Raw genomic sequence first — 18,332 nt, 5'->3', positions numbered from 1 at the left:
CTTGAGCCGGGGTCCCGCTTCTCGGTCGTCGCATAAGAAGCGGGACCCCGGGTCGAGCCCGGGTGACGGCGTTGGTTACTCCGCCGCCTGCGCCAGCGGGGCGGGATCCTTCCACACCAGTACCGGTTTCCGGGCCGCGAGCGTCTCGTCGAGGCGCGACCTTGGCGCGAAGTGGGGGGCGGTCTTGAGGGCCGGGTCGCCGGCCTTGGCGCGGTCTGCGACCGAGCGGAGGGCAGCGATGAACTGATCGAGCGCCGCCTTCGATTCGGTTTCCGTCGGTTCGACCAGCATCGCGCCTTGGACGACGAGCGGGAAGTACATCGTCATCGGGTGATAGCCCTCGTCGATCAGCCCCTTGGCGATGTCGATCGTCGAGAAACCGTCCGCCAGCCCCGCGTCCGAAAACAACGCTTCGTGCATGCACGGACCCGACGGGCCGAACGGGGCGTCGAGCGTCGAGTCGAGCGAGCGCAGGATGTAGTTGGCGTTGAGCACCGCATCCTCGGCGACCTGGCGCAGACCGTCGGCGCCGTGGCTGAGGATGTAGGTCAAGGCTCGCGTAAACATGCCCATCTGGCCGTGGAACGCGACCATGCGGCCGAAACTGCCGGCATGGTGTTCGCCCGCGGTTTCTTCCTCGATCAGCGCGAAATGGTCGCCCTGCTTCTCGACGAAGGGGAGCGGCGCGAAGGGCGTGAGCGCGGCGGAGAACACCACCGGGCCCGAGCCGGGACCGCCGCCGCCATGCGGGGTCGAGAAGGTCTTGTGCAGGTTGATGTGCATCGCGTCGATGCCGAGATCGCCGGGGCGGACGCGTCCGACGATCGCGTTGAAGTTGGCGCCGTCGCAATAGACGAACCCGCCCGCCGCATGCACCGCGTCCGAAATCTCGCGCATGTCGCGCTCGAAGAGCCCGCAGGTGTTGGGGTTGGTGATCATCACCCCGGCGACGTCGGGGCCGAGGCGCGCCTTGAGCGCGGCGGTGTCGACGCGGCCCTCGGCGGTCGCGGGGATGTCCTCGACGCTGTAGCCGGCGAACGCCGCGGTGGCGGGGTTGGTGCCGTGCGCCGATTCGGGGACGAGGATGACTTTCCGCGCGCCCTCGCCCTTGGCTTCGAGTGCGGCACGGATCGCGAGGATGCCGCAGAGTTCGCCGTGCGCGCCGGCCTTGGGGCTCATCGCGACGCTGGTCATGCCGGTGAGCGTGACCAGCCAGTGGGCGAGCTGGTGGATCACCTCGAGCGCGCCCTGCACGGTGTCGACCGGCTGGAGCGGGTGGACGTCGGAGAAGCCGGGGAGCCGCGCCATCTTCTCGTTGAGGCGCGGATTGTGCTTCATCGTGCACGAGCCGAGCGGGAAGAAGCCGAGGTCGATGCCGTAATTCTGGCGCGACAGGCGAGTGTAGTGGCGGACGGTTTCGGGCTCCGACAGGCCGGGGAGGCCGATGGGGGCGTTGCGGGTCAGCGACCCCAGCTTGTTCCCCGGCGAAGGCCGGGGTCCAGTTGGAGAGGTGGTCGTAACAGAGGAGTGCGCTTCGTTACCGGCGTCTCCCAACTGGGCCCCGGCCTTCGCCGGGGAACCGAAGGTGTCGAAGTCGACGCCCGTCGTGTGCGTGTCGCCGATCTCGAAGATCAGCGCTTCCTCCAGCATCAGGGCCTTGTTGCCGGTGACGCTGGCGGGGACGCCGCCGGTGTTCGCCTCGGGCGTGGTCGGGCGCCAGCCGCTCTGGTTGATGCTCATGCCAGGATCTCCTCGAGTGCGGCGGCAAGTGTCTCGACGTCCTCCGCGCTGGTGGTTTCGGTCACCGCGACGACGAGGCCGTTCGCGAGCGCATCGATCTGCGGGTACAGCCGGCCGAGCGAGACGCCGGCGAGGATGCCGCGATCGGCAAGCGTGCGGACGACAGGACGTGCCTCGGTCGGCAGCTTCAGCGTGAATTCGTTGAAGAAGCCGTCGTTGACGAGCTCGACGCCGGGGATGCGGCTGAGCCGTTCCGCAGCGGCAACGGCGCCGCTGTGGTTGATCTCAGCCAGCTGGCGAAGACCCGCTTCGCCGAGCAGCGTCATGTGGATCGAGAAGGCGAGCGCGCAGAGCCCGGAGTTGGTGCAGATGTTGCTCGTCGCCTTTTCGCGGCGGATATGCTGCTCACGCGTCGACAGCGTCAGCACGAAGCCGCGGCGGCCGTCTGCATCGACGGTCTCGCCGCAAAGCCGGCCGGGCATCTGGCGGACGTATTTTTCCTTGCAGCCGAACAGGCCGACATAGGGTCCGCCGAACTGGAGGCCGACGCCGAGCGACTGGCCTTCGCCGACGACGATGTCGGCGTCCATCTCGCCGGGCGACATGATCGCGCCCAAGGCGACGGGCTCGGTGACGACCGCGATCAGCAGCGCCTTCTTGGCGTGGCAGGCATCGGCGAGCGGGCGGAGGTCGGCGATACGGCCGAGGATGTCGGGATATTGGACGACGACGCACGAGGTGGTGTCGTCGATCGCCGCGATCAGCGCGTCGATGTCGGTCTCCGCGGTCAGCGTGGGCTCGGAGGTTTCCAGCAGGTCGCCGGTGAACTTCGCCATCGTCTTCGCGACCGAGACGTAATGCGGGTGGAGCCCGCCGGACAGGATTGCCCTGCCCCGCTTGGTGACGCGGCGCGCCATGCCGATCGCTTCCCAGCAGGCGGTCGAGCCGTCGTACATCGAGGCGTTGGCGACGTCGGTGCCGAGCAGCCGTGCGACCTGCGTCTGGAACTCGAACAGCATCTGCAGCGTGCCCTGCGCGATTTCCGGCTGATAGGGCGTGTAGGCGGTGAGGAACTCGCCGCGCTGGATCAGATGGTCGACCGAAGCCGGGACGTGATGCTTGTACGCACCGCAGCCGAGGAAGAACGGGCCGTCGCTGGCCGCGATGTTCTTCCGGGACAGCGCGGTCATGTGGCGCTCGACCGCCATTTCCGACGCGTGCATCGGGAGGTCACGGATCGGGCCGTCGAGACGCGCGGCCTCGGGCACGTCGACGAACAGGTCGTCGACCGAGGGGGCGCCGATGACGGCGAGCATCGCAGTGCGGTCGGATTGGGTCAGGGGCAGGTAGCGCATTCGATATCCTTCTCCCCTCCCTTTCAGGGAGGGGTCGGGGGTGGGTAGCGTCCTGGTGGTACGGAAAGCATGCGCGAGACGGATGTCGTTTCGCGATCACTCTACCCACCCCCAGCCCCTCCCTAAAAGGGAGGGGAGCAGTCAGGTCAGAGGCCTTCGACGAACGTCGCGTAGGCGGCTTCGTCCATCAGGCTGTCGAGCTCGCTGGGGTCGCTGAGCGTCAGCTTGAAGAACCAGCCTTCGGTCTCGGGCGCGGAGTTGACCAGGCTCGAATCGTCGGCGAGCGCGGCGTTGCCTTCGGTGACGGTGCCCGACACCGGCGCATAGACGTCGGAGGCGGCCTTGACCGACTCGACGACCGCGGCGTCGGCGCCCTTGGTCAGCTGCTTGCCGGCCTCGGGCACGTCGACGAACACGACGTCGCCGAGCTGGCCCTGCGCATAGTCGGAGATGCCGACCGTGCCGACGTCACCGGTGACATCGACCCATTCGTGATCTTTGGTGAAGAAACGGCTCATATCATTTGCTCCGGACGTAACGGTGAGGAACGAAAGGCATCGCGGCAACGGTGGCGGTGTGGACCTTGCCGCGCTGCGCGATCTCGATGCGGGTGCCGGGCGCGGACAGCGCCAGCGGGACGTAGGCCATCGCGATCGGCTTGCCGAGCGTCGGCGCGAAGCCGCCGCTGGTCAGGCGGCCGATCACCGCGCCGCTATGATCGATCACATCGGCGCCTTCGCGGGCGGGCTGGCGGCCCTCGACGATCAGGCCGACGCGCTTGGTGGCGGGGCCGTGCTCGCGTTCGGTGAGGATACGCTCGGCCCCGGCGAAGTCGGCGGCCTCGCGGCGGCGCTTGGACAGCGCGAAGCCGAGATCGGCCATCACCGGCGTGATCTCGGGGTCGAGATCGTGGCCATAGAGCGGCAGGCCGGCCTCGAGGCGGAGCGAGTCGCGCGCGCCGAGGCCGATCGGCTTGACCTCGGGCTCGGCGGCGAGCGCGTCGGCGAAGGCTGCGACCTGATCCGCGGGGACCGAGATTTCGAAGCCGTCCTCGCCGGTGTAGCCCGAGCGGCTGATCCACAGGGGCACCGAGCCCCAGGCGAACGCGCCGGCGGTCATGAAGATCAGCGCCTCGACGCCGGGAACGAGTCGGGTGAGCGCGTCGACCGCCTTGGGGCCCTGAAGTGCGATCAGCGCCTGGTCTTCGAGCAGGTTGATCGTGACGTGGTCCGAGACCTGGTCGAGCAGATAGGCGATGTCGTCGTACTTGGTGGCGCCGTTGACGACGACGTAGAAGCTGCCGGTCGCGGCCTCTCCGCTCGCGCGCAGCGGATCGTAGCCGGCGGGCTCGGCGTCTTCGGCCGCGAACGGATTGGCGTCGGGCAGGCGCGTCGCCATCAGATCGTCGAGGATGCCGCCGTCTTCGGCGAGCAGCAGCGAGTAGCGCATCTTGCCCTCGGCAAGCCCGGCGATGTCGCCCGGCAGCACGGTTTCGAGCGCGGCGGCGACGTCGCCGCCGGTGAAGACGAGCTGGCCCATATGGCTGACGTCGAACAGGCCGGCGCTGTCGCGCGTCCAGGCGTGCTCGGCCATGATGCCGTCATACTGGATCGGCATCAGATAGCCGGCGAACTCGACCATGCGAGCGCCGCGGGCGCGGTGCCAGGCGTCGAGCGGCAGCGCCTGCGGCTCGGGCGCGACATAGTCGTCGGCGTGATCGATGATGGTGGCGAAATCGGTCATGCTCGGGGCTTCCGTCGAAAAGGGACACGGGCCACCCTTGGCGACCGATGCATACCCCCTCTGTCACGGAACCTGAGAGCTTTGACCGGGCCCCTTTACGGATGCGTCCGGCTTACACCTTCGGTGGCAGCCCCCGAGGGAGCGGCGCTTTCCAGAGTATCGATGAGCCCCGCGCGGTCCTCGGTGCCTGAGAGATTCCGGGGTGGTTGCTCCTTCGGCGGCTCGCCGGCCCTGAAAGGACCGGGTCACGCTCTCCCGCGCGGCGCCATGCCGGTTGCCCGGCATCGACCGCCAATCTCTGGCGTCACGCCGTGATCAAGTCAACGTGACCTTTGGTCCGTACCCGAAATACCTGTCGTCATCCCGGGCTTGTCCCGGGATCCGGGGTTACGGAGCGCCGCGCGTGAGGCCCCGGATGCCAGGACGAGCCCGGCATGACGTAGATGGTTGCAGCGGAGGGACGGTTACCGCGTGGCGTTGTACTTCAGCTGGTCGTCGGTCAGCTGGAACCCGACCAGCGCCTCGAAGCTCGCGCGCAGCACCGCCTGGCGGACGTCGGGCTGGCTGAGCGGGTCGACCGCGGCGTCCTGGTCGCCGGCCTTGCGCTTGCGGGTCAGCTTGGCGCGGACTTCGTCCGACAGCGTGGCGGCCGAGCGTGCGACCGTCGAAGAGGCCTGGCCGTGCGCCTCGGCGACCGCCTGGCCCGCGTCGAAGTGCAGCGCGACGCGGCCGATCCGCTTGGCGACGACCGCGCTGCCGCCGCGGACGACGGTGATGAAATAGGGCAGTTGCACGTCGCGCGGGCCATCGGTGCGCGTGCGGCGGGCGCGGACGTCGAAGGTGATGGTGGTGACGATCTGGTCGGTCGCGTCGGCGCAGGTCGAGCGGACATTGGTCATCAGCGCGGCGAGATCGATCGCCCCCTGCGTGCGGCCGGTGCCTTCGAACAGGGTCACGTCGCCGGTGGCGGCGGGGACCGCGACCGACGGGCAGGCCGAGCGGATCGCGGTGATCCCGCCGGTGGCGTCGATCTCGCCCTTGCCGGCGCATCCGCCGAGCACGAGCAGACAGGCGGAGGCGGCTAGGATGGGGGCTTTCACGGGAACGCGTACCTTCTCGAACGAGCGTGAAGGACCGCCGCAACGCCGCGTCCCTCGATCGGGCGACACCATAACCGGCTTTCGTAGGACCAAGCAATCGCGTAGAGCACGCGACATCATGATCGCATCGCCCAAGCCGCCGCTCGACCTGCTGATCGCCGCCCCGCGCGGCTTCTGCGCCGGGGTCGACCGCGCGATCCGCATCGTCGAACTGGCGATCGAGAAACACGGCGCGCCGGTCTATGTCCGCCACGAGATCGTCCACAACAAGTTCGTCGTCGATACGCTGAAGGCGCAGGGCGCGGTGTTCGTCGAGGATCTGAGCGACGTGCCCGACGGCGCGCCGGTGGTGTTCTCGGCGCACGGCGTGCCCAAGTCGGTACCGGCGGAGGCGGAAGGCCGCGGGCTCGACTATCTCGACGCGACCTGCCCGCTGGTGTCGAAGGTCCACCGTCAGGCCGAGCGGCTGGTATCGGCGGGGCGGCATATCGTGTTCATCGGCCATGCCGGGCATCCCGAGGTGATCGGCACGTTCGGGCAGGTGCCGGCGGGCACGATGTCGCTGGTCGAGACGGTCGCGGACGCGGAGGCCTTTACCCCGCCCGACCCGACCAACATGGCATTCCTGACGCAGACCACGCTGTCGGTGGACGACACCGCCGCGGTCGTCGCGGTGCTGCAGCGCCGCTTCCCGATGATGCAGCCGCCGCGCGGCGAGGACATCTGCTACGCGACGTCGAACCGGCAGGCCGCGGTCAAGGCGATCGCGCAGGAATGCGATGCGATGCTGGTGATCGGCGCGCCGAATTCGTCCAACTCGGTGCGGCTGGTCGAGGTCGCCGAGCGCGAGGGCGTGCGCGCGATGCTGATCCAGCGCGCCGACGTGCTCGACTGGGGTTTTCTCGACGGCGTCGCGACGCTGGGGATCACCGCAGGGGCGTCGGCCCCCGAATTGCTGGTCCGCGAACTGGTCGCGCGCCTGTCGGAGCGGTTCACGGTCACCGAACGCGAGATCGAGACGACGCGCGAGACGATCACCTTCAAGCTGCCGCGCGGCCTCGACGCGGCCGCCTGAGTGGCGGTCTATACGACGGTATCGGCGGAGGCGCTGGGCGCGTTCCTGCGTGGGTTCGATCACGGCGAACTGGTATCGCTGAAGGGAATCGCCGAGGGGGTCGAGAACAGCAATTATCTGGTCGACACCACGACGGGGCGGTTCATCCTGACCTTGTACGAAAAGCGCGTGTCGGCGGATGACCTGCCCTTCTTCATGGGCGTGCTCGACCATCTGGCGGCCGACGGTAACCCGGTGCCGCGTGCGCTGCCCGATCGTGACGGCGTGCTGATCCACGAGCTGTGCGGACGCCCGGCGTGCCTGATCGAGTTCCTGCCCGGCGTGTCGGTGTCGCATCCGACGCCGGCACAGGCCCGCGCGGCAGGTCAGGCGATGGGCGCGATGCATGAGAGCTTGGCGGGGGTGGCGCTGGAGCGGCCGAATGCGTTGGGACCGGAGGGTTGGCGTGCGCTGCTGACGCGGTGCGGGCGCGATCTCGACGCGATCGAACCGGGGTTGTTCGAGAAGGTTACGCACGCGGCCGACGCGGTCGTCGCGCGCTGGCCGAACGCCCTGCCCCGCGCGATAATCCATGCCGACCTGTTTCCCGACAATGTGCTGATGCTTGGCGACCGGGTGTCCGGGCTGATCGACTTCTACTTCGCCTGCACCGACATCCGCGCCTACGACCTCGCGATCATGCACAGCGCGTGGGCGTTCGGTTCGCGTGGCGAAGGCTATGACGCCGATGTCGGCGGCGCGCTGATCGCCGGCTATGCCGACCGCTTCCCGCTGTCCGACGCGGAGCGCGCGGCGTTGCCGATCCTGGCGCAGGGGGCGTGCCTGCGCTTCCTGGCGACGCGGGCGTGGGACTGGCTCAACACCCCGGCGGATGCGCTGGTGACGCGGAAGGATCCGCTGGCCTATTGGCGGCGGTTCGAAGCGTATCGACAAGGATTGTTCGCGTGACCGATGAACCCGCCACCAAGGTGGAAATCTATACCGACGGCGCCTGCAAGGGCAATCCGGGACCCGGCGGCTGGGGCGCGGTGATCCGGATGGGCGCGCACGAGAAGGAATTGTCGGGCGGCGAGGCGCAGACGACCAACAACCGCATGGAGATGACTGCGGCGATCGAGGCACTGAACGCGCTGACGCGGCCATGCATCGTCACGCTGTTCACCGACAGCAAGTACGTGATGGATGGCCTGACCAAGTGGGTGAAGGGCTGGCAGCGCAACGGCTGGAAGACCGCGGACAAGAAGCCGGTGAAGAACGCCGAACTCTGGCACGCGCTGCTGGCGGCGGTCGCGCGGCACCGGATCGAGTGGCAATGGGTCAAGGGCCATGCCGGCCACCCGGAGAACGAACGGGCAGACCGGCTGGCGAGCGATGCCGCGGTGATGGCGGGGCGAAAATAGCCGCCCGCCAAGGGTGAGGCAAGAAGAGGTTACGCGTCCTCGATCGGCGCGCCCGGCCCGTTCTTGAGAAGCGATTCGATTGCGTTGCGGGCGCCCGCCTTGCTCGAATAGCCTTCGGTCCAGAACATCAACTCGTTGTTGTATTTGAACTTGGCGACATATTCGCCGCTCTTGTTCTGCTCGATCACGAACTTGTGTGCCATGTCGCATCCCCCGGTGAGAGATGCGGAGGCTAACCTAGAAGCGCGCCGCTGAATAGCGGTCCAGGTCGACCCCCCCGATCGCCGGATCGGGTGCCACGCCGAGCAGCAGGGCAGCCGCGATCATGGCGCCTGCGGGCGCGGTCTGGATACCGAAACCGCCCTGCCCCGCGCACCAGAAGAACCCGGGCACGACCGGGTCGAAGCCGTACACCGGCAGCCGGTCGAGCGCGAAGGTGCGCAGGCCCGCCCAACGGCGCTCGACCGCCGCCACGCGCCAGTCGACGACGCCTTCGAACCGGTCGATCGCGATCGCGACGTCGAGCTCCTCTGGTGCCGCATCGCACGGATCGGTCGCGGTTTCGTCGTGCGGGCTAAGCCAGACCCGCCCGCCGGCCTCGGGCTTGAAATAGAAATTGCCGGAAAGATCGGCGACATGCGGCATCGTCGGCGGCGAGCCGGGGTCGGTGCGCAGCTGCGCCATCGTCCGGCGATAGGCGGTGAAGCCGAGCGGCCGGACGCCGGCACGCGCCGCGACGACGTCCGCCCAGGCGCCCGCGGCATCGACGAGGATGCGCGTATGGACCGTCCCCGCGCTCGTCTCGATCGTCCAGACGTCGCCCGATCGCGACGCGACGCGCAGCGCGGCATCGGTGACGATCCGGGCGCCCGCATGCCGGGCGCGCGCGATCTCGGCCGCGTGCAATTCGGCGACGTCGATATACGCGCAACTGGGCTCCATCACGCCGATCGTCCATGCATCGCGCAGGCCGGGCACGTGGTCGGCGGGATCGACGCGCGCCAACGCCACGCCGGTCCCCGCGAATTCGCGCAGGAAGGCGTCGGCCTTGGCGGCGTCGTCCGCGCGCCCGATATGCAGCGACCCCAGCGGCGACAGATACTGGCGCAGCAACGGGCCGGATGCGCTCGTCAGCGGCTGGATCCCGGGACCGCCATAGGTCTCCGACCAGAACGCCGCCGACCGGCCGGTCGAATGATAGCCCGGCACCGTTTCGCTCTCGAGCAGAACGACGCTGGCGCGGGTCCCGATCGCTGCCGCAAGGCTCGCGCCGGCCATGCCCGCGCCGACGATCGCGATGTCATGGATCATCGCGTGCTATGGGCGTCGAGGAACGCGTCGATCGCCGCGAACGCGCGCTTTCGCACGCGGTCGGCCTCACGCAGCACCTCGTGCGCCGAATCGCGTCCGAATCGAACCACCTGTGCGTTGGGCAAGCGTGCCGCGAGCCGCAGCGTGGCATGCGGATCGACCAGCTTGTCCGCCTCGGCGACGATCAACAGCACCGGCGTCGCGATCGTCTCGACGCGCGGATCGCGGGCCAGCGCGCGCGCGGCGGTGAACGCTTCGGCCAGCCACGCCCAGCTCGGCGGGCCGAGCTTCAGTTCGGGATGGCGCGCATGCCACCAGAGTTCGTCCGCATAGCGCGCGGCGTCATGCGTCAGCAGCGATTCGCGCGAGGCCACGGTGCCGGGGCGTTCGTTGCTGCGCCACGCCGCACGCGCGGGATTGCCCCGCCGCGCCATGAACCGCGCCACCGTGCCGCCGAAGCGTGCGCCCAGCGGTGCGCGCAGCCCGATCATCGGCGCGACCAGCACCGCTGCATCAGGCGCGATCGTACGATTCGCGAGCGCGCGCATCACCATCATCCCGCCCATCGAATGGCCGAGTATCGCGGTAGGGCCCGGCGCTTCCGCCACCCACGCCGCCCAGAACGCGGCCAGATCGGCATCGAACACGCCGAAATCGCTGGCATGTCCGACGTTCGCATCCTCCGACAACCGACCTGATCCGCCCTGCCCGCGCCAGTCGAACGCGGTCACCGACCACCCCTGCGCGTGTAGGTGCGTCAGGGATTCCAGGTACTTCTCGAAGATGTCGCCGCGTCCGGTCTGGAACAGCAACCGCCCGCGCGGATGCGGGGCGGGCCAGTCGAACCGCCGCAGCGGCCAGCCGTCGGGTGTGGTCCAGGTCGTGATGCGCGCATCGTCCGGAATCGCCCGACGGACGCGGTCCGCGGCGCTCACGCGCGGGACGGTTACTTTTTCGAAAGCCATGCCCGTTAGGGACTAGCCGATGGGATCGAACATTGCTCTTCCAATTTTGATTTTCGCGCTTGGCGGGGTGCTCGTGTCTGCGGGCATCGAGGACGCACGGACGCGCGAGATCGCCAACTGGAAGAGCGCGGCGATCGCGCTGCTCGCCCCCGCCTGGTGGTTCGCCAGCGGGCTGCAGCCATGGCCCGACATGGCGGCGCAGATCGCGGTCGCGTTGGCGGTGTTTGCGGTGTTCCTAGCGATATTCCATTTCGGGCTGATGGGCGGCGGCGACGTAAAGCTGATCGTCGCGCTATCGTTGTGGCTGCCATTTTCTGCATTCGTCATGATGTTGATGGTGATGTCGATCGCCGGCGGCATAGTCACGATCGTGATGATGATAGAACGCCGGATATCCCGGAACAGTAACGAAATCGAAATACCTTATGGTGTCGCAATTGCTATCGCCGGAATACTGGCGATCCGCGAACCACTCCTTAACCAGTTTACCTAGATACTTGATGTCGGCACAATCAACCGGCGCCCGAAAGGCACGATGAGTCATGGATAGTCGCAAGATCGTTTTGCTGGTGGGCGCGTTGTTCGTCGCCGCCATCACGGCATTCTTTGCCCGAACGCTGATCGCAGGCAGTTCGGCACCGCAGGCCGGCGCCGTCGCCATGGCCCCCGTCGTCGACGGGCCCGAGGTGCTGGTGGCGACGCGTGCGTTGCCGGTCGGTACGATCCTCGACGCCACCGCGCTGAAGTATCAGCCCTGGCCCAAGGAACTGGTGGACAACGCCTATTACCTCAAGGACAAGACCAACCTGCAGTCGCTGCAGGGCACCGTCGTCCGCAGCGAGATCACCGCGGGCCAGCCGGTCACGCAGGGTGCTCTGGTCAAGCCCGGCGACCGCGGCTTCCTCGCTGCAGCACTCGGACCCGGCATGCGCGCCGTCACCGTCCCGGTCTCGGCGCAGGCAGCGGTCGCAGGGTTCGTGTTTCCAGGTGACCGGATCGACCTGGTGCTGACGCAGGCAGTGGCCGGCGGCGGCGACGGCGATCCGCTCAAGGTATCCGAAACGATCATGCGCAACGTCCGCGTGCTCGCCACCGACCAGCGCACCGACAATCTGGTCGGCGAGGATGGCAAGACGGAGGTGCGGACCTTCTCGAACGTCACCGTCGAGGCGACGCCGAAGATGGCGGAGCAGATCGCGGTCGCGCAGACGCTGGGGTCGTTGTCGCTGTCGCTGCGATCGATCGCGGATAATTCGCAGGAACTCGAAGAGGCGATCGCGTCCGGCGCCGTGAAGGTGCCGAACAGCAACGATCCACGGGCCGAAAAGGCAATGATGGTCCAGCTGGCAACCCAGCCTTCGACAGGGAAATCGAGCTATCAGACCGGCGCCGACGTTTCGCGTTATCAGCGCAGCACGGTGCCCGGGAAGCCGCGCTCGGAAATGACCGCAGGCAGCGCGATGGCCGGCATGCCGGCTGCCCAGGCGCAGGGGATCGCGCCCGTCGCGATCGTCGAGGGGCCCAGCGTGCGGGTGGCGCGCGGCAATGCAATCACCGTCGTTCCGGTCGGGGGGAAGAAGTAACATGCGCATCTCGATGACGCCGATCGGCTGGCCGCTGGCCGCCGCCCTGGCCGTGGCCGGCACGGTCCCGAACGTCCCCGCAACCGCGCAGCGGACCTCGGTCGCTGCCGCAAGCGTGGTGGAGATCAACATCGGACGCGGACGGCTGATCACGTTGGCGCGGCCGATGAGCGACCTGTTCGTCGCCGACGATTCGATCGCCGACGTCCAGGTCCGCTCGCCGACACAGCTCTATATCTTCGGCAAGAAGACCGGCGAAACGACGATCTCTGCGACCACCAAGTCGGGCGCGGTTGTTTATGGCAGCACGGTCCGGGTGGGCAACAACCTCGATTCGATCGCGCGGATGCTGAGCCTGGCGATGCCCGAGGCCAACGTCATCGCGACGCCGATGAACGGCCTCGTGCTGTTGACCGGCACGGTCGCCGCTCCCGAAGACGCGGCCGAGGCGGAGCGGCTGGTCCAAGCCTATGTCGGCGACGCCACCAAGGTGCTGTCACGACTGAAGACCGCGACACCATTGCAGGTCAACCTGCAGGTCCGCATCGCGGAGGTCACGCGGAGCTTCGTCAAGAATATCGGCGTGAACATCCAGTCGTTCGACGGTACCGGCGGTTTCAAGTTCGGCCTGGCCCAAGGCCGTGCGCCGAGCACGCAATTCGCTCCGGGCGGCGGCCTGTTCACCGGGTTCAACACCGCAACTACCGGGAGCAGCCTGCTGACCCAAGCGGCAAGCGGCGCAACGGGGGGCATTGCCGGCAAGCTGCTGGGACTCGACCTGCTGGGCGCAATCGACCTCGGCGAACAGACCGGACAGGTCACCACGCTGGCCAACCCGAACCTGACCGCGTTGTCGGGTGAAACCGCCACCTTCCTGGCGGGCGGCGAGATTCCGATCCCGCTCGCGCAGGGCCTCGGCTCGATTTCGGTCGACTACAAGCAATACGGTGTCGGCCTCGCCTATACGCCCACGGTGCTGTCGGACGGCCGCATCTCGCTACGCGTCCGCCCCGAAGTGTCGCAGCTCGATTATTCGAACGCGGTGACGCTGAACGGCACGCGCGTTCCGGGTCTCACCACACGGCGCACCGAGACGACGGTCGAGCTCGGTTCGGGCCAGAGCATGATGATCAGCGGCCTGTTGTCGAACAGCCATAACAACTCGTTCGACAAGACTCCGGGGCTGTCCAACCTGCCGATCATCGGCGCGCTGTTCCGCTCCAACGCGTTCCAGCGCAACGAGACCGAACTGGTCGTGATCGTCACGCCGTATCTGGTCAAGCCGGTCAACAACGCGCGCGACATCGCGCTGCCGACAGACGGCGCGCGGGCGCCGGGCGATATCGAGCGCGTTTTGATGGGAACGCTCAGCGGCCCGTCGAGCGGGCCACGGCCGGTGCCGACGATCACGCCGCCGCGCTACGCCGCGCCGTCGGTGGGCGCCAGCGCGCCCGTCCAGCCCCTGCCGCAGCCCGACACGCGCCGCGACAAGGCCGATGCGCGGGCCGATGCGCGATCGACCAAATCGAACAAGGGCACCGTGCCCGCCCCCGGCTTCTCGAATTGAGCCCGCGCGTTCAACCCAAGGATCCCTTCGCGATGATCACCAAGACCATCATCCTCGCCTCGCTCGCGCCCGCGCTTCTGCTCGGTGCCTGCACGGGTACGCAGAACCACGGACTCGAATCGGTTCATCAGCCGGTCGTCGACCGCAGCGACTATGCCTTCGACGTCGCGACGTCGGGCAATGCGCTGGCGCCGGGCGAAGACCGCCGCCTCGCTGGGTGGATGAACGCGATGCACCTCGGTTACGGCGACCGCGTCGCGATCGACGATCCGTCGCCTTACGGCAGCTATGCGCGCGCTCAGGTCGCCGGGCTGGTGGGCGGATATGGGCTGTTGCTGTCCCCCGACGCCCCGGTGACGCAGGCACCGGTAGCGCCGGGCACAATCCGCATCGTCGTCACCCGGATGCGCGCTACCGTGCCCGGATGCCCGGACTGGTCGCTCGATTCAGGCAATGATCCGAGTGCCAATACGTCGTCGAATTACGGTTGCGCGATCAACAGCAACTTGGCCGCAATGGTCGCCAACCCGGCCGACCTGGTTCGCGGCACGGTGGGCAACGAGACCAACGACGCGGCCACCTCGTACAAGGCGATCGACACCTATCGCAAGAAGGCGCCGAGCGGCGCTGGTGGCCTGGAAGCCGCAGGCTCGGGAGCAAAGTAATGAACGCACCCTGGAAACCCGCAGGTCTCGCCCACCGCGAACCGTTCAACGCCTATGTCTGCGACGAGACCACCGCCGAGGCGCTGCGTCCGATCGCGAGCGAACTGGGCTGGCCGGTCGAAAAGATCCACAAGGGCGGGCTGCGCAACGCGATCCAGTCGCTGTCGGTGTCGGCGAGCCCACAGATCCTGTTCGTCGATCTCGCCGAATCGGGGGATCCGCTGAACGACATCAACGCGCTGGCCGAGGTGTGCGAGCCGGGCACCGTCGTGATCGCGGCGGGGCAGGTCAACGACGTCCGGCTGTACCGCGACCTCGTCGCCAGCGGCATCCAGGATTATCTGCTCAAGCCGCTGCATGCCGATATGCTGCGCGAGGCATTCGTCCACGCGCAGACGATGCTGAATGCGCCCAAACACGTCGAGGCCGCGGTCGATCGCCCGCATTGCGCGGTCGTGGTGATCGGCACCCGCGGCGGGGTCGGCGCGTCGACGATCGCGACCTCGGTCGCGTGGCTGCTCGCCGACCGGGAGAAGCGGTCGACGGCATTGCTCGACCTCGACGTGCATTTCGGCACCGGCGCGCTCGGCCTCGATCTCGAGCCCGGGCGTGGCCTGATCGACGCGATCGACAATCCGAGCCGGATCGACGGGCTGTTCATCGAACGCGCCATGGTCAAGGCGTCGGAAAAGCTGTCGGTGCTGAGTGCCGAGGCGCCAATCAACGCGCCGCTGATGACCGACGGTGCCGCCTTCCAACAGCTGCAGGAGGAAATGCGCGCGGCGTTCGAATGCACCGTGGTCGACATGCCGCGCGGCATGCTGGTGCAGCATCCGCAACTGGTGGCCGACGTGCAGATCGCGGTGATCGTGACCGAACTGACGCTCGCCTCGGCGCGCGATACGATCCGGTTGCTGTCGTGGATGCGGTCGAACGCGCAGCAGACCACCGTGTTCGTGATCGCCAACCGGGTGCACGCCGGTGCCCAGCTCGAGATCAGTCGCAAGGATTTCGAAGGCTCGATCGAACGTAAGCTCGATTACATCATACCGTTCGACCAGAAGCTCGCGGCGCAGGCCGCCAAGCTCGGCAAACCGCTGGTCGAGGCGGGAAAGAATTCGAAGACCGTCGCGCCGATCGTCGCGCTCGCCACCGAGATCGCAGCCTCGGTCGACGACGCCGCGAACGACGACGCGCCCAAACGGCGCAAGGGAATCTCGCTGATCGGCAAGTTCGGTGACCTGAAAGGGTTGATCCCGAAGCGCCCGGCCAAGAAGTGAAGACGCCGTAATGGACATGATGCCGCTGCTGTTCGTCCTGATCGGTGCCTGCGTCGTCGTGGGGATGATCGCCTTCGCGTTCGCGGGCCCGTCGACCGCGCGGGCGCAGACCCGGCGCGTAACGTCGCTGCGCGAGCGCCACGGTGACGCGCTGGTCGTCGCCGAGGCGCAGGCACGCCGCATCGCCAACAAGCGCGATACCAAGATGGATGTCGCGGTCGGCCGCATCCTGCCCAATCCCGCGCTGCTCGCCAAGCGGCTCGCGATGACGGGCAAGACCTGGACCGTCGGCCAATATGGCATGGCGACCGGCATCGTCGCGGTCGTCGTCGCGGGCGCGTTGCTGATCAAGGGCATGCCGCTGCTGCTCGCGTTGTTCGTCGGCCTGTTCCTGGGTGTCGGGTTGCCGCATTATGTGGTGGGCCGCGCGATCAAGAAGCGCATCACGAAATTCACCGCCAAATTCCCCGACGCGATCGAGCTGCTCGTACGCGGCTTGCGCTCGGGCCTGCCGATCACCGAGACGATCGGGGTCGTCGGCCAGGAGCTCGATGGCCCGATCGGCGAGGAATTCCGTGCGGTCGGCGACAAGATGAAGATCGGCCGGACAATGGATGCCGCGCTGCAGGAAACCGCGGATCGGCTCGGCACGCCCGAATTCCAGTTCTTCGTCATCACCATCGCGATCCAGCGCGAGACCGGCGGCAATCTGGCCGAGACGCTGGCCAACCTCGCCACCGTGCTGCGTCTGCGCGGGCAGATGCGCCTGAAGATCAAGGCGATGTCGTCCGAATCGAAGGCGTCGGCCTATATCATCGGCGCGCTGCCGTTCATCGTGTTCACGCTGATCTGGTTCATCAACGGCACGTACATGCAGCGATTCTTCACCGACGAGCGGCTGATGATGATCGGCGGCGGCGGCATGATCTGGATGGCGATCGGCGCCTTCATCATGTCGAAGATGATCAACTTCGAGATCTAGGACGCAATCGATGGGCGAGACCCCCGGACCTACCATCATGGGAATCGACGTCCTGTGGGTCGCGACGCTGTTGTCGGGCGTCGCCGCCTTCGCCGTGATGCTGGCGATCTATGCGGTGATGACCGTGCGCGATCCGATGACGAAGCGCGTCAAGGCGCTCAACGACCGGCGCGAACAGCTGAAGGCGGGCATCACCGCCTCGACCAAGCGCCGCGCCAAGCTGGTCCAGCGCAACGACACCGCCGACCGCATGCGCTCGATCCTGTCGTCGCTGAAGGTGCTGCAGGACAGCCAGCTGAAGGTGGTCCAGGTCAAGCTGCTGCAGGCCGGCATACGCTCGAAGGAATGGGCGCCCGCGGTCATCTTCGGCCGGCTGGTGATGCCGATCGTGATCGGCGGCGCGATGGCCTATTGGGTCTATGGCACCGATGGCTTTGCGACTTGGGGACCGCTCAAGAAATACGGGCTCGTCGCGATGGGCTTCATCCTCAGCTACAAGGCGCCCGACCTCTATCTCGACAACAAGATCAACAAGCGCACGGATGCGATCCGCAAGGGGCTTCCCGACGCGCTCGACCTGCTGGTGATCTGCGCCGAGGCCGGCCTGACCGTCGATGCCGCGTTCCACCGCGTCGCGCGCGAGCTGGGGCGCGCCTATCCCGAGCTGGGCGAGGAATTTACGCTGACCGGGATCGAGCTCGGCTTCCTGACCGAACGGCGCCACGCGTTCGAGAACCTGGCGGCGCGGGTGAAGCTGGACGCGGTCAAGAACGTGGTCACGACGATGATCCAGACCGAAAAATACGGCACGCCGCTGGCGTCGGCGCTCCGCGTGCTGTCGGGCGAATTCCGCAACGAACGCATGATGCGTGCCGAGGAGAAGGCCGCGCGCCTGCCCGCGATCATGACCGTGCCGCTGATCCTGTTCATCCTGCCGGTGCTGTTCGTGGTCATCCTGGGGCCTGCAGCATGCTCGATCTCGGATGCTCTGCTGAAGGGGTAAAGGCACACGGGGTGAGCCGTCGCGCCCCCCCTTCGCAACCGTAACCCCGATCGATCGTTGTCCTTCCGTAACAGGAGGGTTCTTCGATGCCGTTGTTTTCCACCCCCACGCAGTTCGCGGTGCTCGCGCTGCTCTTCATCGCCGGCTGGCTGTTCGGGCTCGCCAGCCATCCCGGCGGCCGCAAGTGGAAGACGCGCTATCTGGCCGAGCGCGACGCCAATGCCGCCGCGCGCCGCGACGGCGACGTCCGTGCCACCGCGGCCGAGAAGCGCGTCGCGGAACTGGAGCATGACAACGCCCGGCTGGCCGAGACGCGGACCGTGGTCGCTCCGGTGACGACGACCACAGCGCCGGTAGCGACGCGGCCCGTGGTGGGCCGGACGGGGGTTGAGCGCGTGGCGTATCCGGCGGGGCAGCGCCGCGGGTGGTTCGAGTTCAACCGGTAAGACAGTTCAACCGGTAGAGCAGCCTAACCGGTAGCCCCCCAAGAGCCGTCACCCCAGCGCAGGCTAAGGTCTCTCCGAGGCGGGCGCCGCGGCCCGAACGGGGAGATGCCAGCCTGC

At 67.6% G+C, this 18,332-nt stretch carries 19 protein-coding genes and 1 riboswitch; of the genes, 11 read left to right on the top strand and 8 right to left on the bottom strand.

Features of this window, described 5'->3' with window-relative positions; translation table 11 throughout:
- Positions 1 to 75: 75 nt before the first annotated feature.
- The 5 genes from gcvPB to U1701_RS15080 form a co-directional block, all read right to left on the bottom strand.
- A complete protein-coding gene (gcvPB, locus tag U1701_RS15100) occupies positions 76 to 1,740 on the bottom strand; it encodes an aminomethyl-transferring glycine dehydrogenase subunit GcvPB (protein ID WP_332783399.1) in 1,665 nt (554 codons plus the stop codon).
- Positions 1,737 to 3,095 (bottom strand): aminomethyl-transferring glycine dehydrogenase subunit GcvPA, encoded by a 1,359-nt coding sequence (gcvPA, locus tag U1701_RS15095; RefSeq protein WP_332783398.1) that lies wholly within the window; start codon positions 3,093 to 3,095, stop codon positions 1,737 to 1,739. The genes gcvPB and gcvPA overlap by 4 nt, the downstream gene beginning before the upstream one ends.
- Positions 3,096 to 3,241: 146 nt before the next feature.
- Entirely contained in the window at positions 3,242 to 3,613 is a 372-nt protein-coding gene (gene gcvH / locus U1701_RS15090; protein ID WP_332783397.1) for a glycine cleavage system protein GcvH, read from the bottom strand.
- A 1-nt stretch (position 3,614) separates the two neighbouring features.
- The gene (gcvT, locus tag U1701_RS15085; protein ID WP_332783396.1) at positions 3,615 to 4,838 is read right to left on the bottom strand and encodes a glycine cleavage system aminomethyltransferase GcvT; all 1,224 of its coding nucleotides are present in this window, start codon (positions 4,836 to 4,838) and stop codon (positions 3,615 to 3,617) included.
- A gap of 164 nt (positions 4,839 to 5,002) precedes the next feature.
- Positions 5,003 to 5,106, bottom strand: a riboswitch (glycine riboswitch).
- A 196-nt stretch (positions 5,107 to 5,302) separates the two neighbouring features.
- The gene (locus U1701_RS15080; RefSeq protein ID WP_332783395.1) at positions 5,303 to 5,938 is read right to left on the bottom strand and encodes a hypothetical protein; all 636 of its coding nucleotides are present in this window, start codon (positions 5,936 to 5,938) and stop codon (positions 5,303 to 5,305) included.
- 118 nt (positions 5,939 to 6,056) lie between these two features.
- On the opposite strand from U1701_RS15080, the gene ispH reads away from it, so the two are divergent.
- The 3 genes from ispH to rnhA are packed head-to-tail and all read left to right on the top strand — an operon-like array spanning position 6,057 to position 8,413.
- A complete protein-coding gene (ispH, locus tag U1701_RS15075; RefSeq protein ID WP_332783394.1) occupies positions 6,057 to 7,013 on the top strand; it encodes a 4-hydroxy-3-methylbut-2-enyl diphosphate reductase in 957 nt (318 codons plus the stop codon).
- A complete protein-coding gene (gene thrB, locus U1701_RS15070) occupies positions 7,014 to 7,961 on the top strand; it encodes a homoserine kinase (RefSeq protein WP_332783393.1) in 948 nt (315 codons plus the stop codon). It begins immediately after the preceding gene.
- Entirely contained in the window at positions 7,958 to 8,413 is a 456-nt protein-coding gene (gene rnhA, locus U1701_RS15065; RefSeq protein ID WP_332783392.1) for a ribonuclease HI, read from the top strand. Before thrB ends, rnhA begins: the two co-directional genes overlap by 4 nt.
- 29 nt (positions 8,414 to 8,442) lie before the next feature.
- On the opposite strand, the gene U1701_RS15060 is transcribed toward rnhA, so the two are convergent.
- Genes U1701_RS15060 through U1701_RS15050 form a run of 3 tightly spaced genes read right to left on the bottom strand, consistent with a single transcriptional unit; the run spans position 8,443 to position 10,689 of the window.
- Complete coding sequence (locus U1701_RS15060; protein ID WP_332783391.1) at positions 8,443 to 8,616, bottom strand: YegP family protein; 174 nt, start codon at positions 8,614 to 8,616, stop codon at positions 8,443 to 8,445.
- Positions 8,617 to 8,650: 34 nt separating this feature from the next.
- Positions 8,651 to 9,724 carry an NAD(P)/FAD-dependent oxidoreductase gene (locus U1701_RS15055; RefSeq protein WP_332783390.1) on the bottom strand — a complete coding sequence of 358 codons (1,074 nt, stop codon included), beginning with the start codon at positions 9,722 to 9,724 and terminating at the stop codon, positions 8,651 to 8,653.
- The gene (locus U1701_RS15050) at positions 9,721 to 10,689 is read right to left on the bottom strand and encodes an alpha/beta fold hydrolase (RefSeq protein WP_332783389.1); all 969 of its coding nucleotides are present in this window, start codon (positions 10,687 to 10,689) and stop codon (positions 9,721 to 9,723) included. Before U1701_RS15050 ends, U1701_RS15055 begins: the two co-directional genes overlap by 4 nt.
- Before the next feature lie 46 nt (positions 10,690 to 10,735).
- Between U1701_RS15050 and U1701_RS15045 the strand changes: the two genes are divergently transcribed.
- The 8 genes from U1701_RS15045 (at position 10,736) to U1701_RS15010 (ending at position 18,215) form a co-directional block, all read left to right on the top strand.
- Positions 10,736 to 11,182 (top strand): A24 family peptidase, encoded by a 447-nt coding sequence (locus U1701_RS15045; protein WP_443026069.1) that lies wholly within the window; start codon positions 10,736 to 10,738, stop codon positions 11,180 to 11,182.
- 49 nt (positions 11,183 to 11,231) lie between these two features.
- Positions 11,232 to 12,272 (top strand): Flp pilus assembly protein CpaB, encoded by a 1,041-nt coding sequence (gene cpaB, locus U1701_RS15040; protein ID WP_332783387.1) that lies wholly within the window; start codon positions 11,232 to 11,234, stop codon positions 12,270 to 12,272.
- A gap of 1 nt (position 12,273) precedes the next feature.
- A complete protein-coding gene (locus U1701_RS15035; RefSeq protein ID WP_332783386.1) occupies positions 12,274 to 13,839 on the top strand; it encodes a type II and III secretion system protein family protein in 1,566 nt (521 codons plus the stop codon).
- A gap of 32 nt (positions 13,840 to 13,871) precedes the next feature.
- On the top strand, positions 13,872 to 14,504 hold the full coding sequence (locus tag U1701_RS15030; protein ID WP_332783385.1) for a CpaD family pilus assembly protein: 633 nt from the start codon (positions 13,872 to 13,874) through the stop codon (positions 14,502 to 14,504).
- The gene (locus U1701_RS15025; RefSeq protein WP_332783384.1) at positions 14,504 to 15,784 is read left to right on the top strand and encodes a CpaE/TadZ family protein; all 1,281 of its coding nucleotides are present in this window, start codon (positions 14,504 to 14,506) and stop codon (positions 15,782 to 15,784) included. Before U1701_RS15030 ends, U1701_RS15025 begins: the two co-directional genes overlap by 1 nt.
- Before the next feature lie 10 nt (positions 15,785 to 15,794).
- Positions 15,795 to 16,766, top strand: a complete 972-nt coding sequence (locus U1701_RS15020) for a type II secretion system F family protein (RefSeq protein ID WP_332783383.1) — start codon at positions 15,795 to 15,797, stop codon at positions 16,764 to 16,766.
- Positions 16,767 to 16,776: 10 nt separating this feature from the next.
- The gene (locus U1701_RS15015) at positions 16,777 to 17,769 is read left to right on the top strand and encodes a type II secretion system F family protein (RefSeq protein ID WP_332783382.1); all 993 of its coding nucleotides are present in this window, start codon (positions 16,777 to 16,779) and stop codon (positions 17,767 to 17,769) included.
- A gap of 86 nt (positions 17,770 to 17,855) precedes the next feature.
- Positions 17,856 to 18,215: a hypothetical protein gene (locus tag U1701_RS15010; protein ID WP_332783381.1), complete on the top strand. Its 360-nt coding sequence runs from the start codon at positions 17,856 to 17,858 to the stop codon at positions 18,213 to 18,215.
- Positions 18,216 to 18,332: the final 117 nt, after the last annotated feature.

It is taken from the genome of Sphingomonas rhamnosi (assembly GCF_036663615.1).
Taxonomy (GTDB): Bacteria; Pseudomonadota; Alphaproteobacteria; order Sphingomonadales; family Sphingomonadaceae; genus Sphingomonas.
This window is presented reverse-complemented; position numbering and strand designations above follow the sequence as displayed.